General features: G+C 62.1%; 20 protein-coding genes and 1 tRNA gene. 14 read left to right on the top strand and 7 right to left on the bottom strand.

Annotated elements, in window-relative coordinates; translation table 11 throughout:
* Window positions 1–104 precede the first annotated feature (104 nt).
* The gene (locus tag P4U43_RS07130) at window positions 105–1,487 is read left to right on the top strand and encodes a GH1 family beta-glucosidase (RefSeq protein WP_277358092.1); all 1,383 of its coding nucleotides are present in this window, start codon (window positions 105–107) and stop codon (window positions 1,485–1,487) included.
* A 7-nt stretch (window positions 1,488–1,494) separates the two neighbouring features.
* On the opposite strand, the gene P4U43_RS07125 is transcribed toward P4U43_RS07130, so the two are convergent.
* On the bottom strand, window positions 1,495–2,208 hold the full coding sequence (locus tag P4U43_RS07125) for a LysR family transcriptional regulator substrate-binding protein (protein ID WP_277358091.1): 714 nt from the start codon (window positions 2,206–2,208) through the stop codon (window positions 1,495–1,497).
* 37 nt (window positions 2,209–2,245) lie between these two features.
* Here P4U43_RS07125 and P4U43_RS07120 point away from each other — a divergent pair, with 37 nt between their 5' ends.
* Window positions 2,246–2,626: a DUF5997 family protein gene (locus P4U43_RS07120; protein WP_277358090.1), complete on the top strand. Its 381-nt coding sequence runs from the start codon at window positions 2,246–2,248 to the stop codon at window positions 2,624–2,626.
* A 3-nt stretch (window positions 2,627–2,629) separates the two neighbouring features.
* On the opposite strand, the gene P4U43_RS07115 is transcribed toward P4U43_RS07120, so the two are convergent.
* On the bottom strand, window positions 2,630–3,331 hold the full coding sequence (locus P4U43_RS07115) for an SOS response-associated peptidase (protein WP_277358089.1): 702 nt from the start codon (window positions 3,329–3,331) through the stop codon (window positions 2,630–2,632).
* Between the two features lie 93 nt (window positions 3,332–3,424).
* Here P4U43_RS07115 and P4U43_RS07110 point away from each other — a divergent pair, with 93 nt between their 5' ends.
* The 3 genes from P4U43_RS07110 to P4U43_RS07100 are packed head-to-tail and all read left to right on the top strand — an operon-like array spanning window position 3,425 to window position 9,272.
* Window positions 3,425–4,222 carry a hypothetical protein gene (locus P4U43_RS07110; RefSeq protein ID WP_277358088.1) on the top strand — a complete coding sequence of 266 codons (798 nt, stop codon included), beginning with the start codon at window positions 3,425–3,427 and terminating at the stop codon, window positions 4,220–4,222.
* Window positions 4,219–5,820, top strand: a complete 1,602-nt coding sequence (locus tag P4U43_RS07105; RefSeq protein WP_277358087.1) for a DNA polymerase Y family protein — start codon at window positions 4,219–4,221, stop codon at window positions 5,818–5,820. Before P4U43_RS07110 ends, P4U43_RS07105 begins: the two co-directional genes overlap by 4 nt.
* A gap of 44 nt (window positions 5,821–5,864) precedes the next feature.
* On the top strand, window positions 5,865–9,272 hold the full coding sequence (locus tag P4U43_RS07100; protein WP_277358086.1) for an error-prone DNA polymerase: 3,408 nt from the start codon (window positions 5,865–5,867) through the stop codon (window positions 9,270–9,272).
* A gap of 79 nt (window positions 9,273–9,351) precedes the next feature.
* Here P4U43_RS07100 and P4U43_RS07095 read toward each other — a convergent pair.
* Window positions 9,352–9,434 (bottom strand) — tRNA-Leu (locus P4U43_RS07095).
* 279 nt (window positions 9,435–9,713) lie between these two features.
* Between P4U43_RS07095 and P4U43_RS07090 the strand changes: the two genes are divergently transcribed.
* Genes P4U43_RS07090 through pknB form a run of 7 tightly spaced genes read left to right on the top strand, consistent with a single transcriptional unit; the run spans window position 9,714 to window position 19,049 of the window.
* Window positions 9,714–10,442, top strand: a complete 729-nt coding sequence (locus P4U43_RS07090) for an FhaA domain-containing protein (protein WP_277358085.1) — start codon at window positions 9,714–9,716, stop codon at window positions 10,440–10,442.
* A complete protein-coding gene (locus tag P4U43_RS07085; RefSeq protein WP_056545632.1) occupies window positions 10,439–10,915 on the top strand; it encodes an FHA domain-containing protein FhaB/FipA in 477 nt (158 codons plus the stop codon). The genes P4U43_RS07090 and P4U43_RS07085 overlap by 4 nt, the downstream gene beginning before the upstream one ends.
* 3 nt (window positions 10,916–10,918) lie before the next feature.
* Window positions 10,919–12,502 carry a PP2C family protein-serine/threonine phosphatase gene (locus tag P4U43_RS07080; protein ID WP_277358084.1) on the top strand — a complete coding sequence of 528 codons (1,584 nt, stop codon included), beginning with the start codon at window positions 10,919–10,921 and terminating at the stop codon, window positions 12,500–12,502.
* Complete coding sequence (locus tag P4U43_RS07075) at window positions 12,499–13,911, top strand: FtsW/RodA/SpoVE family cell cycle protein (protein ID WP_277358083.1); 1,413 nt, start codon at window positions 12,499–12,501, stop codon at window positions 13,909–13,911. The genes P4U43_RS07080 and P4U43_RS07075 overlap by 4 nt, the downstream gene beginning before the upstream one ends.
* A complete protein-coding gene (locus tag P4U43_RS07070) occupies window positions 13,908–15,350 on the top strand; it encodes a peptidoglycan D,D-transpeptidase FtsI family protein (RefSeq protein ID WP_056545626.1) in 1,443 nt (480 codons plus the stop codon). The genes P4U43_RS07075 and P4U43_RS07070 overlap by 4 nt, the downstream gene beginning before the upstream one ends.
* Window positions 15,347–17,092: a protein kinase domain-containing protein gene (locus P4U43_RS07065; RefSeq protein WP_277358082.1), complete on the top strand. Its 1,746-nt coding sequence runs from the start codon at window positions 15,347–15,349 to the stop codon at window positions 17,090–17,092. Before P4U43_RS07070 ends, P4U43_RS07065 begins: the two co-directional genes overlap by 4 nt.
* A 22-nt stretch (window positions 17,093–17,114) precedes the next feature.
* Window positions 17,115–19,049 (top strand): Stk1 family PASTA domain-containing Ser/Thr kinase, encoded by a 1,935-nt coding sequence (gene pknB, locus P4U43_RS07060; RefSeq protein ID WP_277358081.1) that lies wholly within the window; start codon window positions 17,115–17,117, stop codon window positions 19,047–19,049.
* On the opposite strand, the gene P4U43_RS07055 is transcribed toward pknB, so the two are convergent.
* The 3 genes from P4U43_RS07055 to P4U43_RS07045 are packed head-to-tail and all read right to left on the bottom strand — an operon-like array spanning window position 19,038 to window position 20,574.
* On the bottom strand, window positions 19,038–19,691 hold the full coding sequence (locus P4U43_RS07055; protein WP_056546686.1) for an anthranilate synthase component II: 654 nt from the start codon (window positions 19,689–19,691) through the stop codon (window positions 19,038–19,040). The two genes, pknB and P4U43_RS07055, sit on opposite strands and share 12 nt — an antisense overlap.
* Before the next feature lie 2 nt (window positions 19,692–19,693).
* The gene (locus P4U43_RS07050; protein WP_277358080.1) at window positions 19,694–19,852 is read right to left on the bottom strand and encodes a hypothetical protein; all 159 of its coding nucleotides are present in this window, start codon (window positions 19,850–19,852) and stop codon (window positions 19,694–19,696) included.
* Window positions 19,852–20,574 (bottom strand): class E sortase, encoded by a 723-nt coding sequence (locus P4U43_RS07045; RefSeq protein WP_277358116.1) that lies wholly within the window; start codon window positions 20,572–20,574, stop codon window positions 19,852–19,854. Before P4U43_RS07045 ends, P4U43_RS07050 begins: the two co-directional genes overlap by 1 nt.
* 277 nt (window positions 20,575–20,851) lie before the next feature.
* On the opposite strand from P4U43_RS07045, the gene P4U43_RS07040 reads away from it, so the two are divergent.
* The gene (locus tag P4U43_RS07040; protein ID WP_056545619.1) at window positions 20,852–21,097 is read left to right on the top strand and encodes a cell division protein CrgA; all 246 of its coding nucleotides are present in this window, start codon (window positions 20,852–20,854) and stop codon (window positions 21,095–21,097) included.
* Window positions 21,098–21,176: 79 nt separating this feature from the next.
* On the opposite strand, the gene P4U43_RS07035 is transcribed toward P4U43_RS07040, so the two are convergent.
* Complete coding sequence (locus P4U43_RS07035; protein ID WP_277358079.1) at window positions 21,177–21,689, bottom strand: gluconokinase; 513 nt, start codon at window positions 21,687–21,689, stop codon at window positions 21,177–21,179.
* Window positions 21,690–21,855: 166 nt separating this feature from the next.
* On the opposite strand from P4U43_RS07035, the gene P4U43_RS07030 reads away from it, so the two are divergent.
* Window positions 21,856–22,563, top strand: coding sequence for a FadR/GntR family transcriptional regulator (locus P4U43_RS07030; protein ID WP_277358078.1), 708 nt, complete (start codon window positions 21,856–21,858; stop codon window positions 22,561–22,563).
* Window positions 22,564–22,623 lie beyond the last annotated feature (60 nt).

The raw sequence follows: 22,623 nt of genomic DNA, 5'->3' as shown, positions 1-22,623 counted from the left end.
AAAGCACCTTATCCGGCTATGCCGGGAAGAAACCGGGTCCGGGCAGTTGACGGGTGAGGGTGAGGAGCTCTTTAGTGAAGGGACATCGGAATCAGGGAGTGCGGATGAGCGAGTTCGGATTGCCGGCGGGGTTCGTATTCGGGACCTCAACTGCGGCAGCGCAAATTGAGGGTGCGGTCAATGAAGGCGGGCGCGGACCGAGTATCTGGGACGAATACGCCAGCCAGCACAGCAACATCCTCGATGCCTCAAGCCCTGCCATCGCGTGCGACCACTACAACCGGTATGAAGAAGACTTCGACCTCCTTGAGCAGTTGGGCGGCAAGGCGTACCGGATGTCCATCGCCTGGCCCCGCATTCAGCCCACAGGCCGTGGACCCGCCAATCCGGAAGGGATCGCTTTCTACCATCGGCTGCTCGACTCCCTGCTCGAGCGCGGAATAGAACCGTGGGTGACGCTGTATCACTGGGATCTTCCACTGGCGCTTCAGGACGCCGGCGGCTGGCAGAACCGGGACACAATCGATGCTTTCGCCGATTACACGCGGCTTCTCCGCGACGAGTTCGGGAGCAAGGTTGCCGCCTGGATGACGGTCAACGAACCGGTGGTGCATACCGGCGTCGGGCATGCGATCGGACGGGCGGCGCCAGGGCTCATGCTGCTGGGCAGCGCATTCTCCGTTGCACATCACCTGCTGCTTGCGCATGGGCACGCCGTCCGGGTGTTGCGCGAGACACTGGACACACCCATCGGCGTCGTCAATAACCACTCTCCCGTGGAGCCGGCAAGTGATTCGGAGAAGGAGCGCAACCTCGCGCTTCTCTACGATCACTACCACAACGGCCAGTTCGCGGCGCCGTTGCTGACCGGGGAGTACCCGGCTGATCTTGCGGAGATCGAAGGCATGTCCTTTGAGGTCATCCAGGACGGGGACATGGACATCATTTCCACTCCGCTGGATTTCTACGGAATCAACTATTACTTCCCGACGAAGGTCGGCGCCGCTCCGCCGCTGTTTCCGGTTCCGTTCATGCCGCGTGATTATTCGGACGTTCCGAAAACCGACTTCGACTGGCCGGTCATCCCCAGCGGGTTGACCACCATCCTCAAACAGCTCAAGGAGCAGTACCCCAACATTCCGCCGATCTACATCACCGAGAACGGTTGCGCCTACGACGACGGCCCCGGCGGAGACGTGGAAGACACCCGCCGGATCGAGTTCCTGGAGAAACACCTGGCAGCGATCGGTGATGCAATTGCTGACGGCGTCGACGTGCGCGGCTACTTCCACTGGACCCTTGTGGACAACTGGGAGTGGCAGGAGGGCTACACCAAGAAGTTCGGCCTGATCCGCATGGAACCGGCCACACTCGACCGCGTCCCGCGGGCTTCCTTCCACCGGTACGCAGAAATTATCGCTCAGCACAGGAACGCCACGATGAACTCTGAAACTGCTACGGCGCCGCTGGCCGCCGAAGCATCCTGAAATTCACTTAACGACGGCGGCCGCGCCCGCGAGGGTTCGGCGCACCTTTGGCGGTCGGTTTGTTCCTGGTCCTGCCGGGCGCAGACCTGCCCTTCGCGGGCTTTGCTGCCTTTTTAGGCTCGCTACGGGTTTCCTTTTGCTTGGGTACTTCCTTCTGGGCCGACGGCTGCCGTGAACTGCGCGCCGTCCTTCCCCGAACAATCCCGATGAATTCCTCGATGTCATCCGTGGTGTTCTCGGCAATCCATGCAACGGCAATTCTGGTGGAAGGTGCGTCCGGTACAACCCGAACCTCGACATCACGCCGGTTGTAATGCCTCGCAACGGACATGGGCAGCACAACGACACCGGCTCCCGACGCCGCGATTTCGATGGCCATCCGCGCTCCACCGCATTCCTGCACGTCGAGGACATTCTCGTTGCCCAGTTCTGAGAGTGGGACCTCATCAAGCAGGGAGAGCTCGTTCTCCTTCGAGACCACCACAACGGCGAGTTCCTCGTAAAGCGGGATGACGCTGAGCGCGTCCCTGTCCACGGGCAGGCGGACGAACGCAAGGTCCACTGAGCCGGCCCGGAGCGCCGAAGCCAGCGCGCCGTCGTCGTACTCTGTTGCTTCGATCGGAAGCTCAGGGTTTCGCTCCCGCCAGCGTCCCACCCACTTTCCGGGCGTTACCCCGGGAACAAAGCCGACCTGCAGCGTGGAAGATTGGGGCTCGGGCACGTCTTCACAGTAACCCAGTCGCGGTTACGCTGAGAGGATGACCCCAGCGAAGTCCCCGCAGACCATGAAACCGGCTACCGCCGCGAAGAAACTTGGCATCTACCTGCCCGCAACACCACAAGAGTTCCAGGACAACGACATCTCCCGTGGAGACTTCAACCAGCTCCAGGAGAATCCACCCGAGTGGCTTGCCGAGCTTCGCCGCACCGGTCCCCATCCGCGTCCCGTAGTGGCGCACAAGCTGGGTGTCTCGATCAGCGGCCTCTCCCGCGGCGGAATCACAGACCCACTGACGACTGCGGAAATCACCGCGCTGCTCCAGTCACCGCCTGAGTGGCTGGTGGCGGAGCGCTCAACCATGGCTCGGGTACGTGCGGAAGAGAAGCGGGCCAAGGAAGCGCGGCGCGCAAAGGACTAGCTCCTACGCCGGGTTCAGCGGTTCAATCAGCAGCGGGCTGTCCTCCCGAACCGGCGCCACCTCGTGGAATTGCAGTTGTTCGGCAACGGGAGTGGCTGCTGCAACCGCTTCATCAGCAAGTTCCTGCGTCCCCTTTGTGGTGGGATCCAGCCACTCGTTCCAGAATTCGCGGGGGAGCGTCACCGGTGTGCGGTCGTGGATTTCAGCCACCGGCCCCACTGCTTGACGGGTCAGGATGGTGGAGGAGAGTACCCAGCGGTTGGGGTGGTCATCCGGTAACTCCCTGTTGCGCCACCAGGCGTACAGTCCTGCGAACACCACCGGTTCTCCCGGCAGGTGGATGTAGAACGGAATCTTTGTTTTTCCCTCGGTTCGCCATTCGTAGTAGCCGCTGGCAGGAATGAGGGCGCGGCGGCTCTCGAGGGACGGCTTGAAGGTGGGCTTGCTGCCCACCGTTTCCGACCGGGCGTTGAAGGTGGGCGCCTTGGTTTTCAGTTCTTTTGAGAACGACGGCGTCAACCACCACCGCGCGGCCTCCATGCGTCGGGTGACCTGCTCGTCTTTGAGTGATTCCAGGACTACCCGAACGGGATCGGTAGGGCTGATGTTCCACGACGGTTCGGGAAGATCATCGCCCACCGTGTCAACGTCGAAAAGGTCCACCAGATCCTTGTTCGAGCCTGCCACTACAAAGCGTCCGCACATGGAGACAGGGTACTGGAGTACTGGGTGACCATGAAGTCCTCCACAGCCTGGAAAGCCAATTGACTTAATCGAACACGCGTTCGAACATTAAGTGTGAGTTCACCAGCAGCAGCCGTAGTTCAGGCCGTACCTCCGGGTCAGTTCCCCGGCGGTACCCGCCGGGCGCTGTCTGCCGTGGATCAGGCTGCTGACAAAGCCCGGCTCAAGGCGGAGCTCCAGTCCAAAATCAACGGCATGCAGAACAGCAGGCCCTCTTCCCGGCGGCTGCCCACCGTGCCGGTGTTGGCTGGAATTCTTCCGGGGGGCGGGCTCCAGGCGGGTGCGGCGTATTCGGTGACCAACTCCACCACCCTGGCTATGGCTTTGCTGGCAGGCCCGTCAGGCGCCGGAGCCTGGTGCAGCGTCATCGGCATGCCCACTTTCAGTGTGGAAGCCGCTGCCGGCTTCGGCATAGCGCTGGACAAACTGGTTCTGGTGCCCCACCCCGGGGATCAGTGGCTCACGGTGACTGCAGCAATGGTGGATGTGGTGTCAATTGTTCTGACCTGCGCTCCACAGCACGTCGCTCCATCGGATGCCTCCCGTCTGATGGCACGCCTACGCCAGCGCGGTGCTGCACTGGTGACCATGGGGCCCTGGCCGCACAGCGAGGCAACGCTCAGCGTAACCGGGAGCAACTGGCAGGGCCTGGGTTCAGGAACCGGGCATCTTCGAAGCCGCAGGATGCGGATCACAGCGCACGCTTCCACCGGCCGTTCACGCACCGCAGACCTATGGCTGCCGGATCTTCACCATGGGCCGTGGTCCACATCCAGGTCTCCATCTGCGCCCGCTGCACATTCGGAGTCCGGGCAGCAGGAATTTTTCTCCAGACCGGCCCGCGCATCATGAAATCTTCCCGTTCCAGCCAGGCCGCGCCGGCATCCCCCACCACTACCCGCACCATGGCTCTCTGGTGTCCGGACTGGCCCATCACTGCAGCACTCAGGGAATACCTCCTGCCGGCAGAACACCCCGTGGCATTGATCGGGAAGGGCGAGGTTTTCGCCTGCTCCCCCTCCGCCCGGGAACAAGGAGTCAAACGCGGCCTTCGCCTCCGGGAAGCCCAGGCCCGGTGCACCACCCTTACTGTTCTTCCCTATGAACCGGCACTGGACGCGAGAAACTTCGAACCAGTTATAACCGCTATGGAAAAGATCATGCCCGGGGTGCAGCTTGTTCGCCCAGGATTATGTGTCCTTCACGCCAAAGGTCCTGCCAGGTATTACGGCAGTGAAGAACGCGCGGCGGCTGTCCTGCTCAAAACCCTCGCCGCCATCGGGCTCACGGCCACCCGGGTAGGAGTAGCAGACAGCCCCTTTGCCGCTGAGCATGCTGCCCGTGCAACGGAATTCCTGGAGGATCCGGGGGCCGATCCCGTATGGATCCTTCCGCCCGGAGAATCAGCCTCATTCCTTGGCAGCTTCCCCCTGGAAGTTCTGGAGGAACCAGCACTCGCGGTGGTGCTGCGCCGGCTTGGAATCCGCACGCTTGGAGATTTCGCCGCCCTTGCCCGTGCTGACGTCCGCAACCGGTTCGGCGTGGAAGGTGCACTGGCCCATCTCAAGGCAAGCGGATATGACCACCACAGCGTAGTGGTCAGGAAACCGCCGGCGGAACTCGACGCCGTCGTGCACTGTGAACCGCCGTTGGCACGCATTGATGAGCTGACGTTCACCCTGCGCCTGTCCGCGGAGGAATTCGTGGGCCGGCTGCGTGAAGCAGGGCTGGTGTGCACGGTTCTGGTGGTACGGCTGCAGTCGGAATCCGGTGAGGAATCGGTTCGGCTCTGGCGGCACCCCCGCTGGTTCGACGCGGATGACGTGCTGGACCGCGTCCGCTGGCAACTGCAGGGCAGCGGAAACGTTGAGCATGGGTTGAGCTCCGGAATCAGCAAGGTCCAGCTTCAGCCGGAGACGGTGGAGGATCTCAGCGACCACGCGGACGGGCTGTGGGGAACGGGCCCGGATGAAAATATTCACCACGGTCTTGCCCGGGTGCAAAGCATGCTGGGACATGGTGCGGTACTGACGGCCATGGTGGCCGGTGGAAGAATGCTCACCGACCGGCGGGTGTTCATTCCCTGGGGAGATCCGCCGTCGGAAGCTGCTGCCAAAAGCCGGGATCTTCCGTGGCCCGGCCAGCTCCCCGGCCCAGTTCCAGCCACCGTCTTCGACGAGCCCCGTCCGGTCCAGGTGCTGGACGGCGCAGGAAGCACCGTAGACGTTGATCGGCGCGGACTGCTCACAGCCGTTCCTGCCGTGCTTGTCGCGGCGCCTCCGCGGCAAACCGCCATTTCCTCGTGGGCGGGGCCGTGGCCCATTGTCGAGCGCTGGTGGGATTCGAACGGGCGCACCCTCAACCGGTTCCAGGTGGTGGATGAATCAGGAACGGCCTGGCTGCTGCTGCTTGTTGATCACCGCTGGTGGGCGGAGGCCAGCTATGACTAGGCCTTCCGTATGCCACCGTGCTGGCACGGACAGAGAGTCCTGACATGGGCTTCAATAATCCCCCGATTTCCTGGTCGGAGTTTGAACGGACCCTCTCCGATCGTCGCCGCCCCGGTTCCCCGCCCCTGGGTGCTGACGGCGGAGACAGTCCCGCCTGGTCCCTGAAACGGCATCCGTACTCCCCGCCGGAAGAACCGGTGACCATGCCTGACGGTCCGGTGGTGCCCTACGCGGAACTTCACGTGCATTCGAATTTCAGCTTCCTTGATGGTGCTGCCAGCCCCGAACAGCTTGTCGAGGAAGCCCACCGGCTCAGTCTCCACGGGCTGGCGCTGACCGATCATGATGGGCTCTACGGTGTTGTCCACCTGGCTGAAGCGGCAGAGAAACACCCCGGGCTCTCCACCATCTACGGCACTGAGCTATCCCTGGAACTGAGCAAACCCCAAAACGGTGAACCAGACCCGGAGGGCCGGCATTTGCTCGTCCTCGCCCGCGGCGCAGAGGGCTATCATCAGCTGGCCGCGGCAATCACGGAAGCTCAGCTGAAACCGGAAGCAGAGAAAGGCAAGCCCCGGTACAACCTTGCCGAGCTCGCCGCCAGGGCAGGCAACAACTGGATGATACTGACCGGGTGCCGCAAAGGAGCCGTCCGCCATGCGCTCCGCAACGGCAGCCTTCAGGACGCGGAAGAGGAAACCCGGCGTTTGATAGACCTTTTTGGTACGGGCAACGTCGCCGTCGAACTCTACGACCACGGCAACCCGCTGGACAGTGCGCACAATGATGCCCTGTGGGACATCGCCACGCGGCTGAAGCTGCCCGTCGTTGCCACCAACAATGTGCACTATGCCGTCCCTGAGCAACACAGACTGGCAACCGCGGTGGCCGCCGTCCGCGCACGCAGGTCACTGGATGACATGGATGGGTGGCTACCGGCGTCGGGGTCTGCGCATCTGCGCAGCGGCGCGGAAATGGCAGCCCGTTTTGCCGCCTATCCAGGGGCCGTGGAACGGACAGTGGAACTGGCGGATGATCTGGCATTCCGGCTCAGCAGCGTCAAGCCCGGCCTGCCCAAACTCAACCTGCCGGAGGGCCACACACAGATGAGCTGGCTGAGGAAGCTGGTCTGGGAAGGCGCAGCCAAGTTCTACGCCGGCAGGGATGATGTCCGTGAGCGCATTGAAAAAGAACTGCGTGTGATCGAGGAGAAAGACTTCCCGGGCTATTTTCTGATCGTCCATGATTTGGTCCACTTTGCGCGCACCCGGGGCATCCTCTGCCAGGGCCGCGGATCAGCAGCGAATTCCGCTATCTGCTACCTGTTGGAAATCACCGCCGTCGATTCCATCCTGTATGACCTCCCCTTTGAACGATTCCTCTCCAGCCTGCGGGACGAGGAACCCGATATTGACGTCGATTTCGATTCCGACCGTCGCGAAGAGGTCATTCAGTACGTGTACAACAAGTACGGCCGGTTCAATGCCGCCCAGGTTGCCAACGTCATCACCTACAGGCCCAAGTTCGCGGTCCGCGACATGGCCAAGGCGCTGGGGCACAGCCCCGGGCAGCAGGATGCCTGGTCAAAACAGGTGGAGCGCTGGGGTGCACTGGTTTCCAGTGATGATCACGACATCCCCGAGCCGGTGGTGGAACTGGCACAGGGAGTGCTGAAGTTTCCGCGCCATCTGGGAATCCACTCGGGCGGAATGGTGCTCACCGACCGCCCAATCGGGGAAGTGTGCCCGATCGAGCACGGGCGCATGGACGGGCGCACCGTCCTGCAGTGGGACAAGGATGACTGCGCCTGGATGGGCCTGGTCAAGTTCGACCTGCTGGGCCTCGGCATCATGGCGGCCATGCAGTACAACTTCGACCTCGTCAAAAAGCACTTCGGTGAGGAATGGACGCTGCACACCATGCCCCGGGAAGAGCAGGGAGTCTACGATCAACTGTGCTTCGCTGATTCCATTGGAGTGTTCCAGGTGGAAAGCCGCGCGCAAATGGGAATGTTGCCGCGCCTGCAGCCCCGCCGGTTCTATGACCTGGTTATCGAGGTTGCGCTGGTGCGTCCCGGCCCCATTCAGGGCGGAGCGGTGCACCCGTACATCAAGCGGAAACTGGGCGAGGAGGAAGAAAGCTACCTGCATCCCAAGCTGATACCGGTGCTCAAGCGCACGCTCGGAGTACCGCTCTTCCAGGAGCAGCTCATGCAGATGGCCATGGTAGTGGGCAACTGTTCAGGCGCCGACGCCGATCAGCTGCGCCGCGCTATGGGGTCCAAACGCGGCCTTGAGCGGATCGACACCCTCAAGGAGAAGCTGTACGCGGGCATGAAGTCCAATGGAATTGTCGGGGAAACCGCAGACTCCGTCTACCGGAAAATCCAGGCGTTCGCCAATTTCGGCTTTGCTGAAAGCCACTCCATCAGCTTTGCCCTGCTGGTCTACGCCAGTGCCTGGCTCCGGCTCCACTATCCGGGGGCCTTCCTGGCCTCGCTCCTGCGCGCACAGCCCATGGGCTTCTACTCACCCCAGACCCTGGTGGCAGATGCCCGGCGGCACGGCGTCACGGTCCTGCGCCCGGACATCCTGCTGTCCGGGATTCATGCAGATCTGGAGGTGGACGGCTCCGCGGGAACAGGTTCCACAGGTTCTGATAACTGCCTGGCGTTCCACCAGCCCCCAGTGGGGAAATTCGACCGCACCATTCCCTTTGACTCAACGGTTCACCGCCGCGACGGCAACCATGCGGTCAGGTTAGGGCTGGACAGCGTGCAGTCGATCGGCAAGAAACTGGCACAGGCCATCGTCGAGGAACGCGAGGCAAACGGCCCCTTTGAAACCATGGGTGACCTGGCGCGCCGGACCGAACTGAACTCACAGCAGCTCGAAGCGCTGGCAGCTGCCGGGGCATTTGACTCAATGGGACTCACCCAGCGGGAAGCGCTCTGGCATGCCGGTCCCGCCTCCACGGAACGCGAGGGCCAAATCAAGGGAACCACTGTGTACATCCAGCCGCCCCTGTTTCCGGACCTTACCGACGTCGACCGCGTGGCAGCAGACCTGTGGTCCACTGGAATCACCACAGATGACCATCCGGTGCGCCACGCCCGGCCAGCATTACGACGCCGAGGCGCACTGACCGCCGCGGACCTCCTTTCCGCCGAGGCTGGTCGGCGCGTTGAAGTCGGTGGAGTGGTTACCCACCGGCAACGCCCTGCCACGGCTAGCGGCATCACCTTCATGAACCTTGAGGACGAGACAGGGCTGGTTAATGTCATCTGCTCAGTCGGTGTCTGGCAGCGGTATCGGCGGATAGCGCGGGAGGCCAGTAGCGTCCTGGTGCGTGGAGTGTTGGAGCGGTCCAACGAGGGGGTGGTGAACCTGGTGGCAGACAAGTTCGAGGTGCTCCGCCTCAAAGCCGCCACCAAGTCACGGGACTTCCGCTGACCGGGGTCTTGGCCGTTCAATGCATCAGAAAGTAGGTAAAAAAATACCCCGACACGAGGCCGGGGTTATTTTTCTCTCGTGCGCGAGGGGGGATTTGAACCCCCACACCCTTTCGGATACTGGCACCTGAAGCCAGCGCGTCTGCCGTTCCGCCACTCGCGCAAAGTGAAGAAGGATTCTTGGAAAAGATTCCTCCGAATCAGCAGAAACAAGCATAACGGAGCGGCGCCAAAAACACCTAAACGGTACAGCTACGGCACACCGCGCAACTTTGCGATGAGTAGAGACGTTGAATGTAATCGACGGGGCAACATGCCGCGTTAAGGCCATTTAGGGGACGCCCCAGTAGTATCGACACAAGACAGCAGCGACCCGGCATGCCTCCGCGCGCTTTCGTGCGGGCGCATTCGGGCAGCAAGAAAAGCAGGTAAGGAGGTAGGCATGGGCATTCTGGATAATGTCGAGCGCGGACTCGAAAAGATGGTCCGTGGCGCCTTCTCCACCGGTTCCAGGTCCCAGGTGCAGCCCGTCGAGATTGCCAGCGCACTGCGCCGCGAACTGGATAACAAGTCACTCACGCTGGCGCAGGGACGCACCCTTGCACCGAATGTTTTCACCGCCCGGCTATCAGATCCGGACTTCGCACTCGCTCAGGAGTGGGGGGCGCCACTCGCCGAGGAACTGTGTGATGTCGTCATCAAGCACGTCAACAGCCAGCACTACACGCTTCAGGGATCGGTTCGGGTGTCTTTCACCCGCGATTCCGACCTGAAGCCCGGTTCCTTTGAAATCGACTCAGCCACCGAAAAACAGCCCGCGCAGCGTCGGCCTGCTCCCAGCGTCCCAAACCGCCAGCCCACGCGCTATCAGCCCGTCCTTGAACTCGACGGTCAGCGCTACTCGTTGAACGCCGGGTCCGTCCTTCTGGGCCGTTCATCGGAGGCGGACATCCTCATCGATGACACCGGTGTGTCCCGCCGGCATCTTGAGATTCACACCGCTCAGGGCCAGTCCCGTGCCGTTGACCTCGGCTCGACCAACGGCAGCTATGTGAATGGACAACGCGTACAGGGGGAAGCGGACCTGACGGACGGCTCAGTGATCACCATGGGTCGTACCCGCATGACTTTCCGACTTGTACCCGTGCAGAACGGTGGACGCCAAGCATGAGTGATCTGACCGTAACGCTGTTGAGATACGGGTTCCTGCTCCTGATCTGGATCCTCGTCCTTAGCGTCGTCAGCGCATTGCGGCGGGATCTTGTGGTGGGCCTGCGCAACCGGACTGGCTCTCCTACAGCCCGCGAAGCCCGTAAGCACCCGGAGTTGGTTGAGGAACCACCGGCCAAGGCGCAGGCGCGGCGTCTGATCGTCACGGAAGGCCCTCTCAAGGGAACCGCCCTGGACCTCGCGTCCAGCCCCATCCTGCTGGGCCGCGCCCAAGAAGCCACGCTTGTCCTTGAGGATGACTACGCGTCCGGCCGCCATGCCCGGCTCTTCCCGCAGGGCAGCCGGTGGTTCATTGAAGATCTCGGATCCACCAACGGAACCTATCTTGCCGGCAACCAGCTGACCCGCGCGCTGCCGGTGGAACCTGGCGTACCCGTCCGGATCGGTAAGACGGTTATTGAATTGAGGCCATAGTCCATGGCCCTGGTTTTCCGTTTCGCCGCCCGCTCGGATGTGGGAAAAGTCCGCGCAAAGAATGACGATTCCGCCTATGCCGGCCGTTACCTCGCCGTTGTAGCGGACGGAATGGGCGGGCACGCCGGCGGCAACATCGCCTCAGCGTCCACAGTCCTGGATCTGGTGCATCTTGACCGTAAGGATTACGACGACGACGCCGGCACTCACCTGGCCGACGAGATCCAGACTGCCAATTCGCTCCTGTCTGAACTGGTCAGCACCAACCCGCAGCTTGCCGGCATGGGTACAACCGTTACGGCGATGCTTCTCAACGGCGAGAAAATTTCCTTTGCCCACATCGGTGATTCGCGGGCCTACCGGCTGAAGAACGATGTTTTCGAGCAGATCAGCGTCGACCACACCTTTGTGCAGCGACTCATCGAGGAGGGCCGGCTCAAGCCGGAGGAGGCGGAGGTCCATCCGCACAAGAACGTGCTGATGCGCGTCCTCGGTGATGTCGATGCCAGCCCGGAACTCGACCTGACCACCTTCGATGCTGAGCCCGGTGAACGCTGGTTGCTCTGCTCGGACGGATTGAATGCCGTCCTGGATGATGCCACAGTCGAACGAATTATCCGTGAAACGCGTGATCTTTCAGCTTGCGTCAACACGCTTGTTGACCTGACGCTGGCCGGCGGATCCCCGGACAACATCACCATCGTGGTGGTGGATGTGGACACCGCCACGCCTGAAGATCTGCGCACTGCCGCGCTCACCGCACTTCCGCCCGCGCGTGAAGCAGCCGGGGAGAAGGACAGCGACACTTCTACTGATGACGCGACACCCGGTGTAGCCATCAGGGCGGACGTTATCCGGGAAGACCTGTCATCCCGCCCGCATACCCTGGTGGGTTCGGCAGCGCTGGCTACTGAAACCGGACAGATTCCCATCGTCACGCAGCGGTCCACCGAGCGCCGCGCAGCTATGATGCTGACGCACAAGGCAGCACCCGCGGACACCGTGGAGGACGACCAGACCGAGGAAGCTTCCGCGCCCCGCCGCCGGCGCTGGCTGCTGCCGGCCGCCCTGGCTTTGATGGCACTGATCCTTGCCGCAGTGCTTTCCCTGGGATACGTCTGGACCCAGACGCGCTATTACGTTGCTACCTTCGACAACAGGGTGGCCATCTACAACGGGGTTGCTCAGACACTCGGGCCGATTCCCTTGAGCCACGTGGACCAGACGACCGACATTCCTGTGTCCAGCCTTCCGGAATTCCAGCGCAATCGCCTCGAGAACACTCTCGCAGCGAGCGACCTCGAACATGCACAGGACATCGTTGAAGACCTCCGCCAGTCACTGCGGGCGCTGCCGTGTCCACCGGAGAGCAATCCGAGCCCGTCCGCCGGCCCGTCGCCCACAGTTTCAGCCTCACCCGAGACTGCGTCGCCTGAGCCGTCGTCCTCGGGTAGCCCAACACCAGAACCGAGTGCAAGTGCCTCTCCTGCGAGTCCCGGCGCCACCGCCGAAGCCAGCCCCAGCGCCTCCGCAAGCGCTGATGCAGCACCAGGCGAAGCAGCCTCCTGTGGAGGGAGAGTCCAATGAGTGAGGTACTCACAGTCCCGAAGTCCCGTCGTAATGTCGAGGCACTCCTCCTTGTCGTGGCCCTGACAGTAGCGATCGGCGCCAACTGGCTTGTAGGTCTCGACAAGGAGAATCCGTTCGACTCGGCCTTCTGGCTGCAGGGCGGTACGCTGGCCGCGCTGGCGTTGATCTTCCACATACTTCTTCGTTTCCGCGCAAAATATGCAGATCCGGTAATTCTTCCCATCGTGATCGCGCTCAATGGAATCGGGCTGGCCATGATTTACCGGTTAGACCTGGCACTTCCGGCCGATGCACAACCTGTTGCACCGAGCCAGTTCCTCTGGACAACTGTCGCCATGGGTGCGTCCATAGCTACACTCCTGGTGATTCAGGACCACAGGATGTTGCGTCGGTTCACCTATATATCGCTCATTGTGAGCGCGGTCCTGCTGATGCTGCCGCTTACCCCGCTCGGCGTCGAAATCAACGGGGCGCGTATCTGGATCAACGTGGGTGTGGGTACCTTCCAGCCCGGCGAGGTCGCCAAGATCACTCTCGCCATATTTTTCGCGGGGTATCTTTCCACCAACCGCGACCTCATCCTGCTGGCCGGAAAGAAGCTGGGACCGCTGCAGCTTCCGCGTTTCCGGGACCTGGCACCCATGGTGGCCGCCTGGCTGGTCAGCATCGGCGTGCTGATCTTCCAGCGTGACCTCGGCTCCTCCATCCTGTTCTTCGGCCTCTTTATGGCCATGATCTACGTCGCGACGTCGCGGGTCAGCTGGGTGTTGATCGGCCTCGCGATGATTGCTGTCGGTGGTTACGCAGCCCTTCAGTTGTTCAGCCACGTTGCCCTGCGCATAGACAGTTGGATCAATGCGTTTGAGCCGGAGGTCTTCAACCGCAATCCCGGTGGCAGCGGTCAGGTTGTCCAGGGGCTCTTCGGCCTTGCGAACGGTGGACTCGTCGGCACCGGGCTCGGGCAGGGCAGGCCGGATCTTGTAACCTATGCCAACAGCGACATGATCATCACGGCCCTCGGTGAGGAACTCGGCCTAATCGGGCTCTTCGCCATCGTGCTGCTCTACATTTTGCTTATTTCCCGGGGTTTCCGCGCGGCTCTCGGCACCCGTGACGGGTTCGGAAAGCTTCTCGCCTGCGGCTTGTCCTTCACGATCGCGCTGCAGTGCTTTGTTGTCATCGGCGGGGTAACACGGCTCATTCCGCTTACCGGGCTCACCACACCCTTCATGTCGGCCGGTGGTTCTTCCCTGCTGGCGAACTGGATCATCGTCGCCTTGCTCCTGCTCATCTCGGAGACGGCCCGGCGGCCGGCCGTGAAGGGGCCGGTCCGCGAAACATTTTCCGAAGGCAAGCAGAATCGGAACACTCCGGCAACAGATCCTACGCGGGAGGTCACCGCATGAACCAGGCAATCCGACGCTCCTGGATCGTGGCCATGAGCATGTTCGCGCTCGTCCTCGGATCCCTCACCTATGTCCAGTTCTTCGAGGCCAACGCGCTGGAGAACAATGACTGGAATACGCGGCAGATCCTGCAGGACTATGGAAAGAACCGGGGCGCGATTTTGGTGGATGGTCGTCCGATCGCGGAATCCGTGCCGTCGGATGACCAATTCAACTACCAGCGCGTCTACAACGAGCCGGAGATGTATGCGCACCTCACGGGATTCTTCTCGTTGGTGAACGGTTCCACACAGCTGGAGAACGTCATGAATGAGGAGCTCTCCGGCAGTAGCGACGATCTCTTCATTGATCAGATGGTCCGGCTGTTCTCGGGCGCCCAGGCACAGGGTGCCTCCGTCGAGCTGACCATCGATCCTCAATTGCAGCAGCTGGCCTGGGACATGATCCCCGAAGGGCAGACCGGATCGATCGTTGTGATGGAGCCAGCCACCGGAAACGTGCTCGCGATGGCTTCCAAGCCGTCGTATGACCCTAATCTGCTCGCCGCCCATGACACGTCGGTGGTTGTGCAGAACATCGAGCAGCTCGCTCAGGTTCCCGGCTTGTCCATCTACTTCAACCCAGCAACGCAGTCACTTGTGGCTCCCGGATCAGTCTTCAAACTCGTGGTGGCCGCGGCCGCTCTTGAGACAGGTCAGTTCGATGCGGAGTCCACCATCCCCAACCCGCCGGTGCTTGACCTGCCGGGCACCGACGTCGGGCTCCCGAACTTCACCACCGGCGGGTGCGCGGCGCGTGACACCGCAGACCTCGAGTTTGCACTCGAGCAGTCCTGCAACACTCCGTTTGCCCAGATTGCGTGGGAGGTCGGTGAGCAGGCGGTACTCGAGCAGGCGCAGGAGTTCGGCTTTGGTGAGCGCTTTTTCATTCCGGTTGAGGTGGCGGCCAGCCAGTTCCCCACAGAACTTAGTGAAGCCCAGCTCGCGCAGTCGGCCATCGGGCAGTTCAGTGTCGCAGTCACACCGCTTCAGATGGCGATGGTTAGCGCTGCGATCGCCAATGATGGTGTGCTCATGAAGCCCAACCTGGTGAAAGCCGTCCGTGCACCGGACCTCTCCATCATCGACGAACCGGAGCCGGAGGTTTTCCGCGAATCCCTCAGCGCGGACAACGCCAACCTGATCACGGAGTGGATGGTCAACGTGGTGGAGAACGGTACGGCCCAGAATGCCGCGGTCCCAGGGGTGGAAGTAGCCGGCAAGACCGGCACGGCGGAAGTACCCGAGCAGGGCGACAACGCCTGGTTCACCGGCTTCGCGCCGGCCGACAATCCGGAAGTAGTGGTTTCCATCGTGATGCAGGACGTCGACATAGCGACGGGTGCTCAATTGACAAGTCCAAACGCTAAGAGACTCATAGAGGCGGTGTTGAATAGGTGAGACCTACTTCAGGTATCACATTAGGCGGCAGGTTCCAGCTGACTGATCGCATCGCCATCGGAGGCATGGGTGAGGTCTGGAAAGCACGTGACCAGGTGCTCGGACGCATCGTGGCCATAAAAATTCTCAAAGAGGAATATACGGGGGATCCCGGTTTTCTCAATCGGTTCCGCGCCGAAGCCCGCCACACCGCCCTGCTGAACCACGAGGGCATCGCGAACGTCTTTGACTATGGTGAGGAAGGCGGCTCAGCCTATCTCGTCATGGAGCTCGTCCCAGGCCAGCCCCTGTCGACCATCATTGAGCGCGAACAAATCCTGGCACCGGACAGGGCGCTGTCAATCATCGGCCAGACCGCAACGGCCCTCAGCGTCGCACACCGCCAGGGCCTTGTGCACCGGGACGTCAAGCCCGGAAACCTGCTGATCATGCCCGATGGCCGCGTGAAGATTACAGATTTCGGCATTGCGCGCCTTGCTGACCAGGTTCCGCTGACCGCCACCGGACAGGTTATGGGCACTGCCCAGTACCTGGCTCCAGAGCAGGCAACCGGGCAGCAGGCAACCGGTTCCAGCGATATCTACGCGCTGGGCGTGATCGGGTACGAGCTACTCGCCGGACGCCGCCCGTTCTCCGGTGAGTCGCAAATCGCAATTGCCCTCGCCCAGGTCAATGATGCGCCGCCTGATCTACCCGAAACTATCCCTCATCCGGTGCGTGCGCTTATCGCGAGCATGCTGGCCAAGGACCCGGCGGACCGTCCGGGGAACGCGGAAGCGCTTGCCGAGGCTGTCGCCGCCATCCGGCGCAACGATATCCGTGCAGCTGAGTCAGCCGTACCCGGAATGCTGCTGTTTACGGACTCCACCGGCCCACTCACCACTCCGGTCCCGGCACCCACCGGCGCCACCCGCGCGATTCCCGCCCCAACGACGTCGGCTCTGCCCGCCGTCGCAGGTGCAGGGGCAGGCGCCGGCGCAGTTGCGGCGTCACGGGAGTGGACCGAGGAAGATATCGACGAAGTTCCCCCGCCAGAGGAAGAATCCCGTGGACGCAGTCCCTGGCTGATTGCGCTGATTGTCCTGCTGGTCCTGGCAGCGCTCACCGTTGCCGGCTTCCTGCTCGCTCCGCTGTTGGCCGGCAACGAAGACGAGCCGGCCCCGGCACCCACCAGCTCCTCGGCGTCCGCAACGCCGTCCGAAAGTGAAAGCCCGACGCCCACGCCGGAAGAAACCACTCCGGAACCCACCACCCCCGCACCCACCACACCGGAAGCGATCGTGGTGGATGAGGCCACCTATCAGGGTCGTCCCATTGACGTGGTCGTGGCCGAGCTCAACAATCTGGGATTCTCCGTGGACCAGCAGCCGGAGGTTACGGACGATTTTGATCCCGGGACGGTCCTGACCCTCAACCCCGTCGGCCCACTGACGCCCGGCTCCCAGATCACTGTCACCTTCGCGGAAGCGCCCGAGACGTTGACCATTCCATCGGGCCTTGTAGGAGCCACCGAGGAAGAACTGCAGCAGGCCCTCGCCGATCTGGGGCTCAGCGCCGTCCGTTCCGGTTCTGAAGCTTCCGAACAAGCAGCGGGAACCGTCCTGTCCGTGGATCCGGCTGAAGGCACCGAGGTGGAACCGGGAAGCACCGTTCGTTACGTCGTCTCCCTGGGCCCTGATGAAACCCAGGCGCCCCCGGCGATCGGTCCCGGCCAGACTCCGCCCGGCCAGGACCAGCCCTAGGAAGCATGTGAGGGGGCACCAGGTGAGCAGCGAGAGAGTCCTCAACGGACGTTACGAGATGGGTGAACTGATCGGCCGTGGCGGTATGGCCGACGTTCACCTCGGCCGTGACGTCCGGCTCGGCCGTACCGTGGCCATCAAGGTGCTGCGCCGTGACCTTGCCCGGGACCCACTGTTCCAGTCCCGATTCCGCCGCGAAGCGCAGGCGGTTGCCGGTTTGAACCACCCCACGATCGTGTCCGTGTACGACACCGGTGAGGAGGAGGTCGAGGGCCAGCACCATGACGAGGTCCGTGTTCCCTTCATCGTGATGGAATATGTTGCCGGGCGGACCCTCCGCGATCTCCTCAAGCGCGGAGAACTGACGCCTGAGACCTCTGTCGACTACCTTTTGGGAGTTCTCTCAGCACTCGAGTACAGCCACCGTGCAGGCATTGTCCATCGGGATATCAAGCCGGCCAACGTGATGATTACTCCTGAGGGTCAGGTGAAAGTGATGGACTTCGGCATTGCGAGGGCAATGGCCGATTCCGCCGCCACCATGACCCAGACCCAAGCGGTGATCGGTACCGCACAGTACCTTTCCCCTGAGCAGGCGCGCGGAGAAACCGTGGACGCTCGCAGTGATCTGTACTCGGCGGGTTGCCTACTCTACGAACTACTCACCGGAAGGCCTCCGTTCGTCGGCGACAGCCCGGTGTCTGTTGCCTACCAGCATGTGCGTGAGATTCCCACGCCTGCCCGTGAAATCGATGCCAGCATTCCGGCGGAGATCGAGTCAGTGCTCTCCATTGCGCTGGAGAAGGACCGCGCCCGGCGCTTCCAGAGTGCAGCCGACTTCCGGTCGGCCCTTCGTGACGCGCGCAAAGGCATCCGGCCAGACGTGCCGGCAGCACCTACCGAAGCAATCGCCGCCGTTCCAGCACGAACGGACGACGACGCCCCTCAGACAAGAGCGATGGCCAGGGTTCTTGCCGGTGGAAGCATCGCAGCTGATTCGCTGGTGGAGGAAGAGGAGACGGGCTCGCTGCCCGTGGCACATGCGGCGCAGAACCGTCGCGATGCCGAAGACCGGACCCGCTCACGCCGGCGCGGGTGGATAGCTGTACTGCTGGTGCTGTTGGCACTGCTCCTGTCTGCCGGAGGTATCGCGCTTTTCGGAATCCTCAACGCGCAACCGGAGGAGCCCATCCTCACCTCTGTTCCCGCCGTTGACTCCCTGAGTGAAACCGAGGCAAGCAACGCGCTGACCGCCGTGGGTCTCCGTCCGCAGGTGGAACGTACGTTCCACGATGAAGTCGAGTCGGGCTTCGCTATCACTACCGATCCCGAAGCAGGCAGCGAGGTGGAACCGGATGCCCTGGTATCACTGCTGATTTCCAAGGGACCGGCAAATCGCGCAATACCTGAGGACATTTTCCAGATGACCGAATCCTCAGCGAGGGATGCCCTTGAGTCGGTTGGCCTGCGCGGCGGTAGCGTGAGTGAAGCGAACAGCGCAACTGTTCCCGCGGGCCGGGTGATCGAAACCGAGCCGGCACTCGGCTCGACCGTACCCGCTGATTCCGAGGTTAACCTCGTGCTTTCCACCGGGCTGGTGACCGTCCCTCGTCTCACTTCCTTGCCGAGCGATGAAGCAGTCGCGCTGTTGGAAGACCCGGCCCGCGCTTTGGTCCCACGGATCGAGGAGGAACCAAACGCCGTCGTGGAAGCCGGCCTTGTAGTGAGACAGGAACCGGTTGCGAACTCGAATATCGCGCCGGGCACCGAAGTAGTCATCTATGTTGCTACCAAACCGGCCGAAGAAGAGCCTGCTCCGTCAACAGCCCCGCCGCCCGCGTCGAGCGCTCCTGCCGAGGAGGAAGAGCCCGGCAACCAGGGTCGCGGGCGAGGACAGGGAAACGGGCAGGGCAACAGCGGCGTCGTGGGAGATGCGGTGGAGGGCCTAGGTCCCTGACTGCTGGTGAATCAGCGGGCTAAGCGTGGCTGAGCGGGCTGCAGCGCCGTCCAGGCCGGCCTGCTCCAACCAGTTCCCCAGCATCCGGTAGCCGCCCTCGGTCAAGACCGACTCCGGGTGAAACTGAACTCCGCACAGCGGAGCGGACCGGTGCTCAAGACCCATGATCACTCCGCTCGCCGTCCGCGCCGTCACACGCAGTTCGGAAGGAACGTCCCCTACTGCTGCCAGCGAGTGGTAGCGGGTGGCCGTCAACGGCGAGTTCAGACCTTCGAAGACGTTCGTTGAGTCATGTTCTACCAGGGACGTCTTTCCATGCATCAGTTCGGGAGCATGGGTCACTGATCCGCCGTAAGCCTCTGCCAGCGCCTGGTGGCCAAGGCACACCCCGAGCATCGGCTTGTCGTTTGCGCCGCACCACTTGATTAGCTCGATGCAGACGCCGGCTTCCGCGGGCGCTCCCGGCCCGGGGGAGATGAGAACTGCGTCCCTCACTTCGGCAAGCGCCACAGCTTCAGCGAGCGTGACGTCATCATTCCGGACAACGGTGGTCTCCGCACCCAGTTCCTGCAGATATCCGACCAGCGTGTACACGAAGCTGTCGTAGTTGTCGACAACCAGGATTCGGGTAGGACTGTTCATGATCACGTGCCAATCGTTGAATCGGTCAGGGGGCTGAACTGGGACAGCCAGGGGAAGACCCAGCTCACGAGGACTGCCAGTGCTGCAATGATGAGCAGAATCGCCCAGACGATCCGAAGCCAGAGAGGCCCCGGCAAGTGGCGGAATATGAAGGCGTACATCAGGCGGCTCCTTCCGCGACCTCGGCTACTTGTGCGGCAATCTCCTCCGGCGGTCCGTCCTCCAGTGACTGGAATGACTCCATCACTGCGTAGGCGATAATTCGTTCCTGCGCGCCAAAGCGCGGATTGCAGCTGGTGAGGGTGAGGATTCGTTCCTCGGGTTCAACGCCCGGCTGCGTAGGTACCGGCGCGAGGACATCAGTTCGGTCCGGCAGTACAATCTGCGTATTCCGGTAGACGTAGGAGTAATAACCGTCCTGTGTTTGCACATAGATGCGATCGCCGGGCACCAGAGTATGTATGTTGTCCAGCACGGCGCCGTTTGTCTGCCGGTGGCCTGCAAGTGCGAAATTCCCTACAGCACCCGGCATGCCGGTCTCGGGATAGTGTCCCAGGCCCAGGTTGTCGAGCACGGCCGTAGTCACCCCGCTGGTGACCGGCCGGGTGTAGCTGTCCCCGAAACGCGGGATGTAGATGACGGCGAAGGTCTCACCCGCTGCTTTCGCCTCCAGAACGGGAACCTGATCCGGTGACGAAGTTGGAGGCTCGTCCACAGGATCATCTGCCACAGGCGCCTCACCGAGGTCGGCGAAGAACTCCTCAACTGCCTGGTCTTGTATTGCATTGGATTGGACATTTGTCCACCACAGCTGCCACGCCACGAACAGGAGCAGGATAACGCCGGCCGTGATGAGCAGCTCACCGATCACTTGGGCCGCCATCTCGAGCAGACTACGACGACGTCGGCGGGCGGGCGCGCGCCGGGAACGGTCACGGCGAGCCACCGCGATGCCGCCGCCGAGGTCGCTCAATCCTTCTCCCTGCCTACGGATGTGATGTCGGGCGTCGCAGCGGCCATTCATTAGCTAGAATGGGCAGCTAGAACCGCGCCGATGCCATGGGTCCTCATCTCAGGATAACTGGTGTCGCGGCCGGGTTCCGAGCTGTATGACCACAAACACAGCGGCTGGAAGCCCCAGCCACCGTCTAGGAGGATCCGTGCCCGAGTCGAAGTCCCGCAAGAAGCAGGTCGAGCCGAAGACGCGCGCCGCTGCGGAACCGAAGCCGAACCCGGTCTGGTACAAGCCGGTAATGTTCGGGTTGATGGTGCTCGGTCTGTTGTGGATTCTGGTCTATTACATCTCCGAAGGACGTTTCCCGATCCCAGGCATCGACTCCTGGAACATTCTCATTGGCTTTGGAGTCGCGATCGCCGGGTTCCTCATGACCACCCGCTGGCGGTAGTTCTAGCCAGAGCGGCTGCTCCATCCAGCCAGAAAGGAGGTGCCTTCCGAGCGAAAGGCGCCTCCTTTGTTCTATGCGCTCAGGCGATGATGCCGAGTTCGGCCATGATCCGATCCGTAACTTCCGCGGGTGTGCCGACATTGTCGATGGTGAGCCCGCGCTCGTTCTCCTCGAGGATTTCGAGGGTGCTGACCTGCGATGGCAGCAGGGATTCAGGCATGAAGTGCCCGGTGCGCGTCTTCATGCGTGAGCGAATGAGGTCAACATCGCCGAGCAAGTGAACAAACCGGATGTCACCGTCGGCAGCGGCCAGAACATCCCGGTAACGCCTTCGCAGCGCCGAGCACGTCACGATGGTGGATTCTCCATTGGCGCTCTTCTCGCTGATCCAATGCGAGATTGAATCAAGCCAGGGTTTGCGGTCCTCGTCGGTCAAAGCAATACCCTGGGTCATCTTCGTGATGTTCTCAGGGGAATGAAACTCGTCCGCTTCGGCATAGATCCAACCGAGGCGCTCCGCCAGTGCAGTGGCGATCGTCGTCTTGCCTGATCCTGACACGCCCATAATCACCAGATGCATTCGTGACTCCACGCCGTCTCCTCGACTTTCTGGTCGTTTCCGCCGCCTGTGACTCAACGCTCAATCTACTCGGCTATAAAGGTAGCACCTTTACCGAATGTAAAGATGCGACCTTTGAATCGCCGGCGTCCCGGCTTATTCTGATCCCATCCCTACCCCTCGGAAAGGTCAATCAGTGGTGCTGTCTTCGCAAGGCCGGGCACCGGCGGCCGCCGTAAAGTACAGCAGCATCATCGAGGAGCTGGGGCGCAGCATTGTCAGCGGTGAGCTACAACCCGGGGGACGGCTGACAATCGAGGGACTACAGGCGCGCTTCAAGGTCTCACGAACCGTGATTCGCGACTGCATGCGGATTCTCGAATCCATGAACCTCGTCTTCAGCAAACGCCGCGTCGGAATTGTGGTTCAGGCCCCTCGTCACTGGAATGTCTACGACGCGCGGATCATCCGTTGGCGGTTGGAGGGAACATCCCGCGCACGGCAGTTCAAGAGCCTGATGGAACTGCGATGCGCAGTTGAGCCGCTTGCTGCGGCGGGAGCAGCGCGCAATGCAACCCAAGAGCAACGCGCCGTCGTTGTGAACCTCGCCCAGCAGTTGCGCGCACTCGGCGAAGCGGGCCGTCTTGACGAGTTTCTAGCCGTGGATATCGAATTCCACGCCCTACTCCTGTTGGCCAGCGGTAACGAGATGTTCTCCGCGCTCGATGACGTTGTCACGGAAGTTCTCCGGGGAAGGACCACCCAGGGGTTGATGCCCCGCACACCCCGTGAGTATTCGCTTGCCAGCCACGAAGCCGTCGCGGCGGCGATCGCCGGATCCGACCCTGACGCAGCCGAAACAGAGATGCGGAACCTGCTGGCCGAAGTACAGGAAGCGGTTACGTAGTCGTGCACAGGTTGTGCACCGAGTTATCCACAGCTGTGGGTAACTCGGTGCAATTCTTCG

Origin of the sequence: Arthrobacter vasquezii (genome assembly GCF_029455255.1) — a bacterium.
GTDB classification, from domain to species: Bacteria; Actinomycetota; Actinomycetes; order Actinomycetales; family Micrococcaceae; genus Arthrobacter_D; species Arthrobacter_D parietis.
The sequence above is the reverse complement of the archived record's forward strand: the minus strand, read 5'-3'. Positions and strand labels throughout refer to the sequence as shown.

Excerpts from the sequence above, each read along its gene's own strand:
- P4U43_RS07055 (WP_056546686.1), bottom strand. The coding sequence starts at position 19,691 with ATGAACAGTCCTACCCGAATCCTGGTTGTCGACAACTACGACAGCTTC.
- P4U43_RS07120 (WP_277358090.1), top strand. The coding sequence starts at position 2,246 with ATGACCCCAGCGAAGTCCCCGCAGACCATGAAACCGGCTACCGCCGCG.
- P4U43_RS07075 (WP_277358083.1), top strand. The coding sequence starts at position 12,499 with ATGAGTGAGGTACTCACAGTCCCGAAGTCCCGTCGTAATGTCGAGGCA.
- P4U43_RS07130 (WP_277358092.1), top strand. The coding sequence starts at position 105 with ATGAGCGAGTTCGGATTGCCGGCGGGGTTCGTATTCGGGACCTCAACT.
- P4U43_RS07090 (WP_277358085.1), top strand. The coding sequence starts at position 9,714 with ATGGGCATTCTGGATAATGTCGAGCGCGGACTCGAAAAGATGGTCCGT.
- P4U43_RS07050 (WP_277358080.1), bottom strand. The coding sequence starts at position 19,852 with ATGTACGCCTTCATATTCCGCCACTTGCCGGGGCCTCTCTGGCTTCGG.
- P4U43_RS07085 (WP_056545632.1), top strand. The coding sequence starts at position 10,439 with ATGAGTGATCTGACCGTAACGCTGTTGAGATACGGGTTCCTGCTCCTG.
- P4U43_RS07105 (WP_277358087.1), top strand. The coding sequence starts at position 4,219 with ATGAAATCTTCCCGTTCCAGCCAGGCCGCGCCGGCATCCCCCACCACT.
- P4U43_RS07100 (WP_277358086.1), top strand. The coding sequence starts at position 5,865 with ATGGGCTTCAATAATCCCCCGATTTCCTGGTCGGAGTTTGAACGGACC.
- P4U43_RS07080 (WP_277358084.1), top strand. The coding sequence starts at position 10,919 with ATGGCCCTGGTTTTCCGTTTCGCCGCCCGCTCGGATGTGGGAAAAGTC.
- P4U43_RS07070 (WP_056545626.1), top strand. The coding sequence starts at position 13,908 with ATGAACCAGGCAATCCGACGCTCCTGGATCGTGGCCATGAGCATGTTC.
- P4U43_RS07115 (WP_277358089.1), bottom strand. The coding sequence starts at position 3,331 with ATGTGCGGACGCTTTGTAGTGGCAGGCTCGAACAAGGATCTGGTGGAC.
- P4U43_RS07045 (WP_277358116.1), bottom strand. The coding sequence starts at position 20,574 with ATGGCGGCCCAAGTGATCGGTGAGCTGCTCATCACGGCCGGCGTTATC.